The organism is Streptomyces sp. NPDC001822, from assembly GCF_042892135.1.
In the GTDB taxonomy this organism is placed as follows: Bacteria; Actinomycetota; Actinomycetes; order Streptomycetales; family Streptomycetaceae; genus Streptomyces.
On record NZ_JBIATW010000016.1, the window covers coordinates 1,864 to 15,652 of the forward strand.

General features: G+C 72.9%; 15 protein-coding genes and 1 pseudogene. 11 read left to right on the forward strand and 5 right to left on the reverse strand.

The features are described from left to right. Nucleotides 1-418: pseudogene (locus tag ACFYY2_RS28890) on the forward strand (hypothetical protein); the annotation flags it as partial. 133 nt (nt 419-551) lie between these two features. Further along, nucleotides 552-1,241: a class F sortase gene (locus tag ACFYY2_RS28895; RefSeq protein ID WP_388748360.1), complete on the forward strand. Its 690-nt coding sequence runs from the start codon at nt 552-554 to the stop codon at nt 1,239-1,241. A 14-nt stretch (nt 1,242-1,255) separates the two neighbouring features. Here ACFYY2_RS28895 and ACFYY2_RS28900 read toward each other — a convergent pair whose 3' ends face one another. Together ACFYY2_RS28900 and ACFYY2_RS28905 are read right to left on the reverse strand one after the other, a co-directional pair. Beyond that, on the reverse strand, nt 1,256-1,810 hold the full coding sequence (locus tag ACFYY2_RS28900; protein WP_388748362.1) for a DNA polymerase ligase N-terminal domain-containing protein: 555 nt from the start codon (nt 1,808-1,810) through the stop codon (nt 1,256-1,258). Nucleotides 1,811-1,972: 162 nt separating this feature from the next. Then, the gene (locus tag ACFYY2_RS28905) at nt 1,973-2,488 is read right to left on the reverse strand and encodes a DUF4232 domain-containing protein (protein WP_388748364.1); all 516 of its coding nucleotides are present in this window, start codon (nt 2,486-2,488) and stop codon (nt 1,973-1,975) included. A 211-nt stretch (nt 2,489-2,699) separates the two neighbouring features. Here ACFYY2_RS28905 and ACFYY2_RS28910 point away from each other — a divergent pair, with 211 nt between their 5' ends. Both ACFYY2_RS28910 and ACFYY2_RS28915 read left to right on the forward strand, forming a co-directional pair. Beyond that, a complete protein-coding gene (locus ACFYY2_RS28910; RefSeq protein WP_388748366.1) occupies nt 2,700-3,617 on the forward strand; it encodes a family 16 glycosylhydrolase in 918 nt (305 codons plus the stop codon). Nucleotides 3,618-3,673: 56 nt separating this feature from the next. Then, nucleotides 3,674-4,666 carry an aldo/keto reductase gene (locus ACFYY2_RS28915; protein WP_388748368.1) on the forward strand — a complete coding sequence of 331 codons (993 nt, stop codon included), beginning with the start codon at nt 3,674-3,676 and terminating at the stop codon, nt 4,664-4,666. 10 nt (nt 4,667-4,676) lie between these two features. Here ACFYY2_RS28915 and ACFYY2_RS28920 read toward each other — a convergent pair whose 3' ends face one another. The 3 genes from ACFYY2_RS28920 to ACFYY2_RS28930 all read right to left on the reverse strand — a co-directional run bounded on the left by ACFYY2_RS28920 (nt 4,677) and on the right by ACFYY2_RS28930 (nt 7,329). After that, complete coding sequence (locus tag ACFYY2_RS28920; protein WP_388748643.1) at nt 4,677-5,894, reverse strand: serine/threonine-protein kinase; 1,218 nt, start codon at nt 5,892-5,894, stop codon at nt 4,677-4,679. Between the two features lie 241 nt (nt 5,895-6,135). Next, nucleotides 6,136-6,825 carry an HAD family hydrolase gene (locus tag ACFYY2_RS28925; protein WP_388748370.1) on the reverse strand — a complete coding sequence of 230 codons (690 nt, stop codon included), beginning with the start codon at nt 6,823-6,825 and terminating at the stop codon, nt 6,136-6,138. A gap of 24 nt (nt 6,826-6,849) precedes the next feature. Further along, complete coding sequence (locus ACFYY2_RS28930) at nt 6,850-7,329, reverse strand: Lrp/AsnC family transcriptional regulator (protein ID WP_388748372.1); 480 nt, start codon at nt 7,327-7,329, stop codon at nt 6,850-6,852. Nucleotides 7,330-7,490: 161 nt separating this feature from the next. Here ACFYY2_RS28930 and ACFYY2_RS28935 point away from each other — a divergent pair, with 161 nt between their 5' ends. From ACFYY2_RS28935 to ACFYY2_RS28965, 7 genes are all read left to right on the forward strand, one after another. Beyond that, nucleotides 7,491-7,934 carry a hypothetical protein gene (locus ACFYY2_RS28935; RefSeq protein WP_388748374.1) on the forward strand — a complete coding sequence of 148 codons (444 nt, stop codon included), beginning with the start codon at nt 7,491-7,493 and terminating at the stop codon, nt 7,932-7,934. A gap of 207 nt (nt 7,935-8,141) precedes the next feature. After that, entirely contained in the window at nt 8,142-8,360 is a 219-nt protein-coding gene (locus tag ACFYY2_RS28940; RefSeq protein WP_388748376.1) for a hypothetical protein, read from the forward strand. A 65-nt stretch (nt 8,361-8,425) separates the two neighbouring features. Then, the gene (locus tag ACFYY2_RS28945) at nt 8,426-9,475 is read left to right on the forward strand and encodes a YihY/virulence factor BrkB family protein (protein ID WP_388748378.1); all 1,050 of its coding nucleotides are present in this window, start codon (nt 8,426-8,428) and stop codon (nt 9,473-9,475) included. A gap of 160 nt (nt 9,476-9,635) precedes the next feature. Beyond that, nucleotides 9,636-10,082, forward strand: coding sequence for a phage holin family protein (locus ACFYY2_RS28950; RefSeq protein WP_388748380.1), 447 nt, complete (start codon nt 9,636-9,638; stop codon nt 10,080-10,082). After that, the gene (locus tag ACFYY2_RS28955; RefSeq protein WP_388748382.1) at nt 10,079-10,549 is read left to right on the forward strand and encodes a DUF3618 domain-containing protein; all 471 of its coding nucleotides are present in this window, start codon (nt 10,079-10,081) and stop codon (nt 10,547-10,549) included. The genes ACFYY2_RS28950 and ACFYY2_RS28955 overlap by 4 nt, the downstream gene beginning before the upstream one ends. A gap of 350 nt (nt 10,550-10,899) precedes the next feature. Continuing rightward, nucleotides 10,900-12,411 (forward strand): FUSC family protein, encoded by a 1,512-nt coding sequence (locus ACFYY2_RS28960; RefSeq protein ID WP_388748384.1) that lies wholly within the window; start codon nt 10,900-10,902, stop codon nt 12,409-12,411. A gap of 199 nt (nt 12,412-12,610) precedes the next feature. After that, nucleotides 12,611-13,684, forward strand: a complete 1,074-nt coding sequence (locus ACFYY2_RS28965; protein ID WP_388748386.1) for a lactonase family protein — start codon at nt 12,611-12,613, stop codon at nt 13,682-13,684. Nucleotides 13,685-13,789 lie beyond the last annotated feature (105 nt).

The window sequence follows — 13,789 nt, forward strand, 5'->3', positions numbered from 1 at the left end:
GTGGAAGCACGAGAAGCCGGAGGGCGGTGTGCACGCCGGTGGTGGCGCGCTGGCCGGCGTGTCGGCGGACGACTGGGAGAAGGACAAGGAGTCCGGTTCCGGGAGCAACGACGACCGTGAGAAGCCGGACTCGTGGAAGCACGAGAAGCCGGAGGGCGGTGTGCACGCCGGTGGCGGCGCGCTGGCCGGCGTGTCGGCGGACGACTGGGAGAAGGACAAGGAGTCCGGCTCCGGCAGCGGTGACAGCGAGAAGACCTGGAAGCACGAGAAGCCCGAGGGCGGCATGCACACCGGCGGTGGCGCGATGGCGCTCTCCGGCAGCGGTCTGGCCGCGGGCTCGGTGCTGATGCTCGGTGGTATCGGTGCCGTCGCGTACAAGCTGCGCCGTCGTAACGCCTCGGGTACCGCGGCAGTCTGACTCCGGCAGGCGCCCCGCAGCACTGAATGAATCCTGTCGTGGCCGCCGCCCTCATCCGGGGCGGTGGCCGCGCCGATTCTCCCGGCGTCCCGGCCGGACCCGCCCCCACCCGCACGCGAAAGGCAGCACGCGCATGGCCGCCCCGCAGCAGTCAGCTCAAAAACCCGCCTCCTCTGCCCTCGGCCGTTCCCTGCTGTGGCCCGTCGCGGCGGTGGGGCTGGGCTTCCTCCTCGTCTACAACTCCTTCGACGCCTCGGCGGGAGTCACGCCGGCCCCCGCGGTGGTCTCGCTGCCCGCTCCGTCGGCGTCGGCCTCGCCCGCGCCGTCCGGCTCCCCGTCGCTCCTGCCGTCGGGTCTGCCCCGCTCCGAGCCCGAGCGGATCTCGATCAAGTCGATCGCCGTCGACGCCCCCTTCACTCCTCTCTCCATCGGTTCCAGCGGGCGGCTCGACCCGCCGCCGGCGGACGACGCGAACCTGGCCGGCTGGTTCAAGGACGGGGCCACCCCCGGCGAGCGAGGCACCTCGGTGGTGGCGGGACACGTCGACACGAAGACGGGCCCCGCGGTGTTCCTCCTCCTCAGCACGCTCAAGGCGGGGAACACGGTGGACATCACCCGGGAGGACGGGGTCGTGGCCACCTTCGAGGTGGACTCGGTCGAGACGTTCAGCAAGACGGACTTCCCGAACAAGAGGGTGTACGCCGACAAGGGCACGGCCCAGCTGCGGCTGATCACGTGCGGCGGCAACTACGACAAGAAGGCCAAGGACTACGAGGACAACGTCGTTGTCTTCGCCCACCTGGCCTCGGTCAAGAGCACCTGAGACGGCTTGCCCGGTCAGGTCCTGTTGCCTCGTCCCGCCACGGCCACCTGGTGCAGCGTCCGGCCCGTGCGCGCGGAGCGTGCGTGGTGCGGGTCCGGGGTGCCCGGCCGGTCGTGCACGGCCTGCCCGTCGTCGGCCTTGATGAGCAGCCAGGCCTCGGGGCCCCGGGTGCCGTCCCCGTCGTCGATCCGGAAGCGGGTGAGGGTGAATTCGCCGTGCAGTTTCGTCCCGTCGAGCCAGAAGTCCGCGTGCCCGCGATCCAGGGACTCGGCGAACGGGACGGGGTCGCCCGAAGGGTCGTGGCCCAGCGGCCGGTACGTGCCCTGATCCCAGACGATCACCGTGCCGCCGCCCTGTTCGTCATGGGGGATGACGCCCTCGAATTCGCGGTACTCCAAGGGGTGGTCCTCCGTCGGCACGGCCAGCCTCTTGTCACTGGGATTGTCGGAGGGGCCGCGTGGGACCGCCCAGGACCTCAGGACGCCGTCCACCTCCAGCCGGAAGTCGAAGTGCATGCGCCGTGCCTCGTGGATCTGCACCACGAAGCGCTGTGTGCTTTCGCTGTCCACGCCGGCTCCCTTCGCCGGGATGCGGTCGGACGATGCGCGCCCTGCGTGGTCAGGTCCGTGGTCAGGTCCGTACGGCCCCGCACAGTGCGTATCTCCACTCTGCGTCCGCGCGCCGCCCGCCGCATCGCGGCGGGCGGCGCGCGGACGGGGCCGAAGTGCCGGTCAGTCGGTGTGCCGCGCGAGCACGGCGTCCGCCGATGCTGCCGACCGGTGCCACCGGGTGGTGACCGGCTCCCAGACCCGGATGCCGCCGGGCGCGTCCAGAGCGGCCGCACCGAACGTCCGTCCCCGGTGTGCCGGGTCACCGGCGACGGTCAGCCGGTCCACGACCCGCAGCTCCGTGGAGGCCGGGTCCAGGGTGCGCACCGCCGCGTACGCGGTGCCGCCCGCTGCCACGCGGTACGGCGCGCTCGTGCCGTCCGGCACCGGCAGAGCCGCCCCGTCCAGGTCGCCGAAGACGACCGTGGGGATGCCGTCGACGACACAGGCGTGCCGGCTGTGGTTCCTGATGCTGATTCGCACGGCGTCGGGCTGGTCCGAGGCGCGTGCGGCGACGGTCAGGCTGTGCTCACGGCAGGCCTGGGGAGCGGCGGCCGTGGACGCGGTCGCGACCCCGGCCGAGGCGGGCAGTGCGAGGGCCACAACGGCGGGGAGGGTGATTACGGTACGGATGCGCATGACTTGTCGCTTCCCCTTCGTGCCGACTTCCACCCGTGCCCGCCCGGTCCGGACCAAGTCCTTGACGGCCCCCGTGACCCCTGCCTTAAATCAAGTATTGAAGTATGCGCCGGGGGGTGCGTCCCCACCGCGTTCACCTCTCGGCGCGTATCTGTCATGTGCATGACTGGCGGCGGGCGATTCCGTCGCCATCCCCCACCGGAAAGATGTGATGTCCGTGCCTTCCCCCCACCGGGCCGAGAAGCACCGCGCCACGCGGCGGCGTACGACCCTGTCCGCCTTCTCCCTGCTCTGCTGCTCCCTGGTCCTGACCGCACTTCCCGCCGGAGCCTCGGCCGCACCCGACCCCCACACGGCTGCGTCCGCCGCGTCTTCCCGGGCGGCGGCCGCCGTGGCCTTCGCCGACGAGTTCGACGGGCCCGCCGGATCGGCCGTCGACGGCGGCAAGTGGCAGACCGAGACCGGCGACAACGTCAACAACCACGAGCGGCAGTACTACACCGCCGGCAACTCCAACGCGGCCCTCGACGGCCAGGGCAACCTCGTCATCACCGCCCGCAAGGAGAATCCCGGCAACTACCAGTGCTGGTACGGGACCTGCGAGTACACGTCGTCCCGGCTCAACACCTCGGGCAAGTTCACCTCGACGTACGGGCACGTCGAGAGCAGGATGAAGATCCCGCGCGGGCAGGGCATCTGGCCCGCCTTCTGGATGCTCGGCGCCGACATCGGCGATGTGGGCTGGCCCAACAGCGGTGAGATCGACATCATGGAGAACGTCGGCTTCGAACCCGGCACGGTCCACGGCACCCTGCACGGCCCCGGCTACTCCGGAAGCGCGGGCATCGGCGCCGGCTACTCCCTGCCGGGCGGGCAGGCCTTCGCCGACGACTTCCACACCTTCGCCGTGGACTGGGCGCCCGGCTCCATCACCTGGTCCGTCGACGGCACCGTCTACCAGCGGCGCACACCCGCGGATCTCAACGGCAACGCCTGGGTGTTCGACAAGCCGTTCTTCCTCATCCTCAACCTCGCCGTCGGGGGCTACTGGCCCGGCGATCCGGACGGGAGCACCAGCTTCCCGCAGCAGCTCGTGGTCGACTACGTCCGCGTGACCACCGGCGACTGAGCGACGGTGCGGGGCCGACGGCGCGCACAGCCGGCGGCCCCGCACTCCGGCGTACGATGATCCGCATGGAGCAGCGCACACTCGGCAGGACCGGCCGTGACGTATCGGTCGTGGGACAGGGCACCTGGCAGCTCGGCGGGGACTGGGGCGAGGTGCGGGAGGCGGACGCCTTCGGCGTCCTGGACGCCGCGGTCGAGTCGGGGGTCACCTTCTTCGACACCGCGGACGTGTACGGCGACGGCCGGAGCGAACAGCTCATCGGCCGCTACCTGAAGGACCGGCCGGACGCGGACGTCTTCGTCGCCACCAAGATGGGCCGGCGCGCGGACCAGGTGCCGGAGAACTACGTCCTCGACAACTTCCGGGCCTGGAACGACCGCTCGCGGACCAACCTGGGCGTCGACACCCTCGACCTCGTGCAGCTGCACTGCCCGCCCACCGCCGTCTACTCGTCCGACGCCGTGTACGACGCGCTGGACACGCTCGTCGCCGAGCAGCGGATCGCCGCCTACGCGGTCAGTGTGGAGACCTGCGCCGAGGCGCTCACCGCCATCGCCAGGCCCGGTGTCGCGAGCGTTCAGATCATCCTCAACCCGTTCCGCCTGAAGCCGCTCGACGAGGTGCTTCCGGCCGCGGCCGAGGCCGGGGTCGGCATCATCGCGCGTGTCCCGCTCGCCTCCGGGCTGCTGTCCGGCCGGTACACCGCCGACACCGTCTTCGCTCCCGAGGACCACCGCACGTACAACCGCCACGGCGAGGCGTTCGACCAGGGCGAGACCTTCTCGGGCATCGACTACGCGACCGGAGTGGCCGCCGCCGCGGAGTTCTCGGGACTCGCGCCCGAGGGCGCCACCCCGGCGCAGACCGCGCTGCGCTGGATCCTGCAGCAACCCGGTGTCACCAGCGTCATCCCCGGTGCGCGTTCCGTGGAGCAGGCACGCGCCAACGCCGCGGCCGCCGCGCTCCAGCCGCTCCCGCAGAGCACCCTGGACGCCGTACGCGATCTGTACGACCGCCGGATCCGCGCCGAGGTCCACGCGCGCTGGTGAGGCGCGGGGCTCAGTCGTCCTCGTCGTCGCCGTCCTGCCGGCCGTCCTGGCCGGATCCGTCCTGGCCGGATCCGTCCTGGCCGGATCCGTCCTGGCCGGCGCCGGCCGAGGGGCCGGCCGGGGCGGGGGAGTCGACTCCGGCCGTCGGCGTGGTGCCGGGGTCCGGGCTGTCCGCCGTCCCGGTGTCCGGTGCGAACAGGACCGTGCCCAGGTAGACCGCCGCCACGAAGGCCACCGTCCCGGCCACGGCGCTGGCCACACGCGGACGGCGGCGGATGGCCTCGCTCGTGCGGGTCGTCGCCGACTTCGACGTCCGCGGCGCGGGGGCCGCCCGTCTGCGGCCGGTGGCCTGCGGCAGACGGTACGTCGAACCCGTCCCGGTGCCCGGGCCTCCTCCCGAAGCCGCCGGTGCCGCCGGGGCGCCGCTCCGCCGGCTCGGGGGTGTGTGCTGGGGCAGGGGCTCCGGACGCCCGCGCCAGGCGTCGGTGCGGAACCAGTCGGACACCTGCTGTGCGTTCGGCCGGTCCTCCGGCTTCTTCGCCAGCAGGCCCAGCAGATACGAGTCGAAGGCGGGGGAGATCTCCACCCCGCGCTGCCTCACCGGCACCGGCGGCGTGTCGACGTGCTGGTAGAGCGTGGCGGTGGCGGTGTCCGAACGGAACGGCGGCTGGCCGACCAGGAGCTGATAGATGACACAGCCCAGCGAGTACATGTCCGAAGCGGCGTCCGCCGACCGGCCCAGGGCCCGCTCCGGGGCGAGGTAGAGGCTCGTCCCCACGATGTGACCGGCGGTCGTCAGAGCGGTCGAGGGGTCGTCGACGAACTGGGCGATACCGAAGTCGCCGATCTTCACGGACCCGTCGGCGTCCAGCATCAGGTTGCCCGGCTTGATGTCGCGGTGCACGATGCCCTGCCGGTGCGCCGCCGCCAGTCCGGCGGCCGCCTGCCCGGCGATGTGGGCCACCTGCTCGGGGTGGACGGACTCCTGAGCCTCCAGCAGGTCTCCGAGGCTTCGGCCCTCGACCAGCTCCATCACCAGATAGAAGCGGTCCTCCCAGGAGCCGAAGTCGAAGACGGCCACCAGATGAGGGTGACTCAGGCGGGCGGCGGTCTGCGCCTCCAGGCGGAACCGCGCGGTCGACGAGGCGTCGGCGTGGTCACCCAGCAGCAGCTTCACCGCCACGGCACGGCCCAGCACCTCGTCCGTGGCGCGCCACACCTCGCCCATACCGCCACGGCCGATGGGGGATATCAACCGGTACCGTCCAGCAACCAGCACCTGTGCACACCTATCTCGAGTTGTGGCCCGCTCCGACTGCCGCGGCGGCGACATCATCGGGCTCATCGCCTCGGTACGTGCGTCGGGTTGCGCGGCGTGATCAGGATATCCGTACGCCGGGCGTCCGATCGCCCGGCCCGCGGCCCGGGTGCCGGATCCGGCCAGTCCGCGGGCCGGACCAGCCGCGTTCTCACGCCCCGGCGAGCCAGTCGAGCACAGCGGCGGCGGTGAATTCGGCCTGGCCGCCCGCGAAGAGCAGCTCCGCCGCGGCGAACACCGCCTGGTCCGGGGCCGCTTCGGCGTCCGGAACGGCGACGCAGCGCATCCCGGCCGCGTGCGCCGCCCGCACGCCCGGGACCGCGTCCTCCAGGACCACACAGGAAGCGGGATCCGCACCCAGCCGCCGGGCGGCCTCCACGAACACGTCGGGTTCGGGCTTCCCGTGCGCCACCTCCTCGGCGGAGACGTACACCGGGAGGTACGCGTCGAGCCCGGTGACCGTGAGCGTGGCGGCGATCGCTGCCCGGGACGAACCCGAGGCGACGGCCATCGGGACCCCGCCCTCGTGGAGCAGTTCGACGAGGGTGCGCATCTCGGGGAAGGCCGTGGTGGATGCCCCCGCGAGCTCCAGGTACAGGGCGTTCTTACCGGCCAGCAGTTCGTCGACGGGTGCCTCGATGCCGTACTCCGCGCGCAGGACCGTGAGCGTCTCACGGGTGCCGATCCCGATGAAGCGGGTGTGGTCCTCCCAGCTGAAGTCCTCCACGCCGTAACGGGCGAGGAGCCGGCGCCCCGCCTCGTAGTAGTTCGGCTCGCTGTCGACGAGGGTGCCGTCCAGGTCGAACAGGACGGAGAGGGCCTGGACGCGCGGGGTCTTCATGGCCTCCAGCATGCCCGACGCCGTTCAGCCGGAGCCGGTCACCCGTCCCACGGCCTCGACCAGCGGGAGCACCCGGTACGCCACCCGCTCCCGCAGGGCGACCTCCGTCCGGGTCCTGACGACGCCGGGGAGCTGGATCAGGTGCTGGATCACGTCTTCGAGGTGCCCGTTGTCACGCGCCACGACGCGGGTCAGCAGGTCCCCTCCGCCGGTCGTCGAGAACGCCTCGATGATCTCCGGGACGGCGGCCAGCGCGTCCCCCACCTCGTCCAGATGCCCCTGCGTGACCTCCAGGTGCACGAAGGCGAGCACCGGGTGCCCCAGTGCCGCAGGCGAGAGGGCAGGGCCCGTGCCCGTGATCACTCCGTCCCGCTCCAACCGGTCGAGGCGGGCCTGGAGGGTGCCGCGTGCCACGCCCAGGACGCGCGCGTATTCGCGCACGCTGGTGCGCGGCTGCTCGATGAGCAGACGCAGGATACGGGTGTCGAGGGCGTCCACCGCCATGTCCGGCAGGCTCCTTGGGCTCGGTTCTCGGTCGCCCGACTGTACCGAGGGCGCGGCCCCGGCCTGCGGCACGCCGGCCCTGGGCCCGCCGCGCGTCCGTACCCCGACGGACGTGTCCGGCCGGGCCGGCCGTCGTTCACCAGGGCATGAAGCTGCGGTCGATGTCCCTCCTGCTCGTTGCCCTGCTGAGTGCGTCCGGCTGTGTCTCCGTCCCGGCGGGCGCGGACAGGCCCGCCCCGGTCGCCCCCGGGCCGTACGGAAACACGCCCGCCGCACAGGCTTCGGCGGTGCCCTCCGCGCCCGCCGCCGTCCACGACGCGCTCGGCAGGACGGAAGGGCGGCGGCCGGACGGGGAGGGGAAGAAGCGGAAGGAACGCGAGGGCGCGCGTTCCCGCCGGGCCGAAGCGGCAGCCCCGGCCGCGCCCAGGAGGGCGCGTGAGCGGTCGCGCCGACCGGCCCCCGCCCGGCCCGAACGCCCCCGCCGGGCCGTACCCCGCTGGGTGAAGCCGAAGCGCACGTACGACATGCGGTCCGTGTGCGCGACGGGCCGGGGGGTCGCCTCCTCGGACATCGTCGACCTGTGCCGCAGCACGTACGGCGGGTGACGGCGGTGCGGCGGCGCCGTACGCGAGGCGGCCGGTGCGGTACGTGCCCGGCGAGCGCGGACCCGGACAGCCGGTCCGTCCGGGATCCGCGCCCGGAACACCGGGGCTCCTCCGTGCGGTGGTCACCGGACCTTCAACTCGGCGGCCGCTGACCCGAGCCCTCCGGGGCACCCGATGGACTGTCGTCGGTCGGGAAGGACGTGTGCCGTGATCGCTGTCGCGCTTCTGCTGTTGCCCGGGCTCGGACTGCTCCTGTACGGAATGGACCGTGTCGAGGAGCGGCTGTTCCGCAGGCCACCGGCGCGCCATGCCGCCGGGCGCCACCTGCGTCTGGTGGGTGGCGCCGGTGGACTCCCGCCCCGTGCCCCGGCTGTCCCGGGGCCCGGCCGGTCCGTCGGGGCGGAAGGGGAGGCGCCCGCCGCATAGCGGCTGGACCGGGATCGGCGGCGGGCCGGGGGTGTAGGGATCCGCCCTGCGGCTACCCGGGTCCTATGGCGAATCTGCGAATTCCAGGGCGACAGGACCAGCGGAACGGACGGCCGGTGCCGGATCCGGAGCGGGCCGGCCCCGGGCCGGAGGTGGAGGAAGCGGAACCCGACCGGCCCGCGCAGATGCCGAAACGGGCGTGGGGCGCGGTCATCGGCGGCACGCTGCGGGAGTTCAAGGACGACGAGTTGACCGACCGCGCCGCGGCACTGACCTACTACGGCGTCCTGTCGCTGTTCCCGGCGCTGCTCGTACTGGTCTCGTTGCTCGGCATCACGGGGAGGTCCGCCACGGACAAGATTGTCTCCGGGCTGGGTGAACTGGCTCCCGGTTCCGCCCGGGACATCATCACGGACGCCGTGGAACAGCTACGCGACAGCGCCGGCACCGGATCGGTCCTCGCGATCGTCGGCCTCGCCCTGGCCGTCTGGTCGGCCTCCGGCTACGTCGCCGCCTTCATCCGCGCCGCCAACGCCGTCTACGACATGCCCGAGGGCCGCCCCGTCTGGAAGATCCTCCCCGTGCGGGTCGGGGTGACGGTCGTCCTCATGGTGCTCGCCGTCGTCAGCGCGCTCATCGTGGTGTTCACCGGCGCCGTCGCCGACCGGGCTGGCAGCGTGCTCGGCATCGGGGACGGCGTGCTGACGGTATGGGCGTACGCCAAGTGGCCGGTGCTGATCGTGCTCGTCACCGCCATGATCGCGATCCTCTACTGGGCGGCGCCGAACGCCAAGGTCAGGGGGTTCCGGTGGATCACGCCGGGCAGTGTCCTGGCGCTGGTGGTCTGGCTGGCCGCCTCGGCGGGATTCGCCCTGTACGTCGCCAACTTCGCCTCCTACAACAAGACCTACGGCACCATGGCCGGCCTTGTCGTCTTCCTGGTCTGGCTCTGGATCGGAAACCTCGCCGTCCTGTTCGGCCTGCAGTTCGACGCGGAGACGGCGAGGCAGCGGGCCATCGCCGGCGGACACCCGCCCGAGGCCGAGCCCTACACCAGGCCCCGCGACACCCGGACCTGGGACGAGAAGGACCTGCGCCGGCTGGACGAGGCGTGAACGCCGCCCCACGGGCGCGCGCAGCCGCCGGGTTCCGGCCCCGCGGCCGGCCCCCGGTCGCAGGCCGGTGCGCTGAACCGCTCCGTTCGGGGTACGCGTGGGCTCACGCATGGTCAGGGCGCCCCCTCGGCGTCCGGCTTCATCGAGGAGAGGACAGGAGGTGACCGCCGTGTCGGACACGCAGCCGTACTCCCCGCGCTCCGACCGTGATGTTCACGCATCCGGGGCGGAGCCGGTGGGCGAGCTGGTGCAGCGGGCCTCACAGCAGCTGACGGAGCTGGTGCGAGGCGAACTGCGGCTGGCACAGGCGGAAGTGAAGGAGAAGGGCAGGCACTACGGCAAGGGCGGCGGGCTGTTCGGAGGGGCCGGCGTCATCGGCTTCCTGATGCTGCAGACCCTCGTGGCCACCGCCGTGGCCGCCCTGGCGGTGCCCCTGCCGGTGTGGGCCGCAGCCCTGATCGTCACCGCCGCGCTCGGCGCGATCGCCGCGGTGATGGCCCTGGCGGGGAAGAAGGAGGTCGTCCGTGCGGCGCCTCCCGCGCCCGAGCAGGCGATCGAGAACGTGAAGGCCGACGTGGCCGAGATCAAGAGGAGTGCCCACCGATGACCAAGCCGTTCGACGACAAGCCGACCCCCTCCAGCCCGGAGGCACTCCGTGAGCAGGTCGAGGAGGCCCGAGACGAACTCGGACAGACGGTCGAGGCGCTGGCGGCCAAGGCCGACGTGAAGGCCCAGGCCAAGCAGAAGACGGCGGAGGTCAGGCAGAAGTCCGCCGAGGTCAAGGAGCAGGCCACGGCCAAGGCCGGGGAGCTCAAGGCCAAGGCGGCCGATGCCGCGCAGCGGGTGCAGGACACGGTGCCGGCGCCGGTCAAGGACAAGGCGGCCCAGGCTGCGGGCGAAGTCCGGGCCAAGGCCGCACAGGCCGGGAGCCTGTGGGAGGACAAGGCGCCGGAACCGGTGCGGCGGAAGGCGGCCGAGGGCGCCCTGGTGGCACGGGAGAACCGCACGGTGCTGCTGGTTGCCGCCGGAGCCGCGGTCCTCGCGTGGGCGATCTTCCGCCGCCGCAGGAGCTGAGCGGCGCCACCCGGACGGCTCGCGCGAACCCCGGACGGCTGTCCGGCGGCTCGCGCCATGGCCCCCGGGTGAGACGGGCGGGCCCGCGACGCGGGCTGAGGGGTGCCGGACCGGACGGATCCCGGCACCCCTCCGTCGTGTCCGCCCGCCCGCACCGCGATCCGGTGCGCCCCGGCGTCCGAAGTCTGCCAATGGCAGGGTCGTGGCACAGAGAACTGCTCCATGGATGGTCCAATGGCTCAGTCGGAACCCCACCGGTTGAGCCATCGGTCGTGAGCGTGGTCTCATGGACCCGTCGATGGCGCCGCGGATTCCGTGGCGCCCTTTTTCATGAGAAGGGGCGGGAAGTCTTGCTGAAGAAGGTGTTCGTGGCTCCGGACCCCGGGCGGCTGCGGCTGCGGCACGCGACCAGGGCCGTCCTCGGCATCGGGCTGGCGGTCGTCGTCTGCGGTGCTGCCGGGCACTCGCTCGTCGCCGCGATCACCGGCGGGCTCGCCGCACTGCTGGCCCTCTTCACGGTCACCGACACGACCGTGCGGGGACAGGCCGTGACCACCGCGCTGCTCCCGGTGGCCGGACTGCCGGTCCTCGCCCTCGCCGCCGTGCTTCACGACCACCCGGTGGCCCGTGACCTGGCCTTCCTCGCAGTGATGGGGGCGGGTGTCTACGCCCGGCGGTGGGGTCCTCGCGGCCACGCGCTCGGCGTCTTCGGCTTCATGTGCTTCTTCATCACCCAGTTCCTCCACACCCTCCCGGGGCAACTGCCCGAGCTCTTCTCCGCAGTCCTGCTCTCGTTGCTGGCGGCGTCGACAGTCCGCTTCGGCCTCTGGTGCTACGAGCGCCGGCTGCCGGCGGCCGTCCTCCCCGCCCCGGTGGCCGGCCGGGGGCTGGCCCGGGCGACGACCCGCCAGGCGGTCCAGGCGACCACGGGCGGAGCGCTCGCGCTCCTGGCCGGCCAGCTCCTCTCCGACGAGCGCTGGTACTGGGCCGTGGGGGCGACCTGGTGGGTGTTCGTCAACACGGCGTCGCGCGGTGAGACGCTGGTGCGCGGCTTCCGCCGGGTGCTGGGAACGCTGATCGGGATACCGGTCGGTCTGCTCGTCATCGCACCCCTGCACGGCGCGGCCGTGCCCACGGCGCTTCTGGTGGCGCTCGGTGTGTTCGGGATCTTCTACTCCGCCGCGGTCTCCTACACCTGGATGATGTTCTCGGTGACGGTCCTGGCCGGAGCGCTGTACGGGGCGCTCGGTGTGCTCGACCCCGCGTTGCTGGCACTGCGCCTCGTCGAGACCGGAGTCGGCGCGCTCGGGGCGATGCTGGCGGTGCTCGTCGTGCTGCCGGTCACGACCCACGCCACGACGGACGCCTGGATCCAGCGGGCCCTGCGCTGCGTGCACGCCTGCACCGCCGAGGCGACCGCACGGCTCGCCGGGTCGGCGACCGCCGATCCCGCTCCCCGGGTCGCCGAACTGGAAGCCCTCCTGGGCCGCGTACGGCTGTCGCTCGGTCCGCTCGTGCACCCCCTGAGCCCGCTGCGGGCCCGCAAGGCGCGTGCGGGGCGGGTGCTCGCCCTGCTCGACGACTGCGCACGTGAGGTCAGGGGACTCGCCTCCGTCGCGGCGGACCCCGAGGCTTCGCACGACGCACGGCTCGCCGCGGCGTGCTGGCGTGTGGAGGCTTCCGTGGAGGCGCTGACCGCCCCGGCCCGCAGGCACCGTGAGGTCCTGACCTCCGTCGGCGTACCGCAGCCCGTCGGTGCCGTCGAGCCTGCGCTCGCTCATCTGCACGGCCTGGAGAGGGCGCTCGCCGAGCTGGCGGCCCCCCTGCACAGCTCTCCGCGTGCCCCGCTCGTCGGGGCGTGACGACGGCCGGATCGCAGACCCGCGCGCCAGGGCGGCCCGGTCCTGACGCCCGCCCTGGCGCGCGGGCAGGCCTCTCGCGTGCGGGTCGGCGGGCCCGGTCCGCAGCCTCATCGAAGTGAACCAATTGGTCTGGACCACAAGGGGCTGCCTGCTACGGTCGGCGGTGAAGATCGCGACGCATGCGAAGAGGGGTAGCGCTATGGGCGCCAACACTGGCGTACGGGCATTCATAGGGTCGTTCACCTCGGCGGGGGGACTCGGTATCACCGTGGCCGACGTGGACGGGAACACCGGGGAGCTGTCCGTCCTCGCGTCCACGGACGTCCTGGCCGACCCCTCCTTCCTCGCGGTCGGCCGCGCACCGGGCGCGGGCGCCCCCGTGCTGTACGCGGTCAGCGAGGTCTCCGACGGCGCCGCCGCGGCCTTCGACATCGGCGGCGGGGGCGCGCCGGCACTCATCGGCGAGCCGCGGCCGGTGGAGGGCGACGGCCCCACGCACCTGGACGTCAGGGGCGGCCACCTGTTCACCGCCAACTACGGTTCGGGCAGTGTCACCACCCTTCCCCTGCGGCACGACGGCTCCCCGGGCCCGGCCGCGGGCGTCCTGCGGCACGCGGGCGGCGGGCCGGACCCGGCACGCCAGGCCACTCCTCATGCTCACCAGGTGCTCGCCGCCCCGTCGGGCGACTGGGTGCTGAGCGTGGACCTCGGGACGGACTCGGTGCGCGTCTGCGCACTCGACCCCGGCACGGGCTCCCTGCGCACGCACTCCGAGGCGGTGCTGCGTCCGGGGACCGGCCCGCGCCATCTCGCCTTTCATCCGGCCGGGGGACACCTCTACGTACTCAACGAGCTGGAGCCCACCGTCACCGTGTGCCGCTGGGACGCGGTCACCGGCCTGCTCGAACCGATGGGTGAGGCCCCCGTGCTGCCCCACGGAGCCGACGACGGCGGCGACCCGGTGCGTGCGTACCCCTCGGAGGTGGTGGTGTCGCACGACGGGCGGTTCCTGTGGACCGCCAACCGGGGCCACGACAGCATCTCCGTGCTCGCCCTGGACGAGACGGCCGAGAAGCCCGTCCTCGTCGCGGCCGTGGGCTGCGGAGGCCGCTGGCCCCGAGACCTCGCCCTGGACCCCACCGGACAGTGGCTGTACGCGGCCAACGAGCGTTCCGGGAACGTCAGCTGGTTCTCCCTCGACGCGGAGACGGGCATGCCGTCACCCGAGGGGTCCATCGACGTCCCGGCGGCCTCCTGCGTCGTCTTCGCCTGACACCGCGCTCCCCGTCCGCCCTCGGGCGGGCGGGGAGCTGCGCTGTCCGGACCGGCGCGCCCGTGGCGCGGACCGGAACGGCCGTACCACGGGGCACTGCGCGCC

Excerpts from the sequence above, each read along its gene's own strand:
- ACFYY2_RS28925 (WP_388748370.1), bottom strand. The coding sequence starts at position 6,825 with ATGAAGACCCCGCGCGTCCAGGCCCTCTCCGTCCTGTTCGACCTGGAC.
- ACFYY2_RS28965 (WP_388748386.1), top strand. The coding sequence starts at position 12,611 with ATGGGCGCCAACACTGGCGTACGGGCATTCATAGGGTCGTTCACCTCG.
- ACFYY2_RS28955 (WP_388748382.1), top strand. The coding sequence starts at position 10,079 with ATGACCAAGCCGTTCGACGACAAGCCGACCCCCTCCAGCCCGGAGGCA.
- ACFYY2_RS28895 (WP_388748360.1), top strand. The coding sequence starts at position 552 with ATGGCCGCCCCGCAGCAGTCAGCTCAAAAACCCGCCTCCTCTGCCCTC.
- ACFYY2_RS28935 (WP_388748374.1), top strand. The coding sequence starts at position 7,491 with ATGTCCCTCCTGCTCGTTGCCCTGCTGAGTGCGTCCGGCTGTGTCTCC.
- ACFYY2_RS28920 (WP_388748643.1), bottom strand. The coding sequence starts at position 5,894 with ATGGGCGAGGTGTGGCGCGCCACGGACGAGGTGCTGGGCCGTGCCGTG.
- ACFYY2_RS28910 (WP_388748366.1), top strand. The coding sequence starts at position 2,700 with ATGTCCGTGCCTTCCCCCCACCGGGCCGAGAAGCACCGCGCCACGCGG.
- ACFYY2_RS28905 (WP_388748364.1), bottom strand. The coding sequence starts at position 2,488 with ATGCGCATCCGTACCGTAATCACCCTCCCCGCCGTTGTGGCCCTCGCA.
- ACFYY2_RS28945 (WP_388748378.1), top strand. The coding sequence starts at position 8,426 with ATGGCGAATCTGCGAATTCCAGGGCGACAGGACCAGCGGAACGGACGG.
- ACFYY2_RS28930 (WP_388748372.1), bottom strand. The coding sequence starts at position 7,329 with ATGGCGGTGGACGCCCTCGACACCCGTATCCTGCGTCTGCTCATCGAG.
- ACFYY2_RS28915 (WP_388748368.1), top strand. The coding sequence starts at position 3,674 with ATGATCCGCATGGAGCAGCGCACACTCGGCAGGACCGGCCGTGACGTA.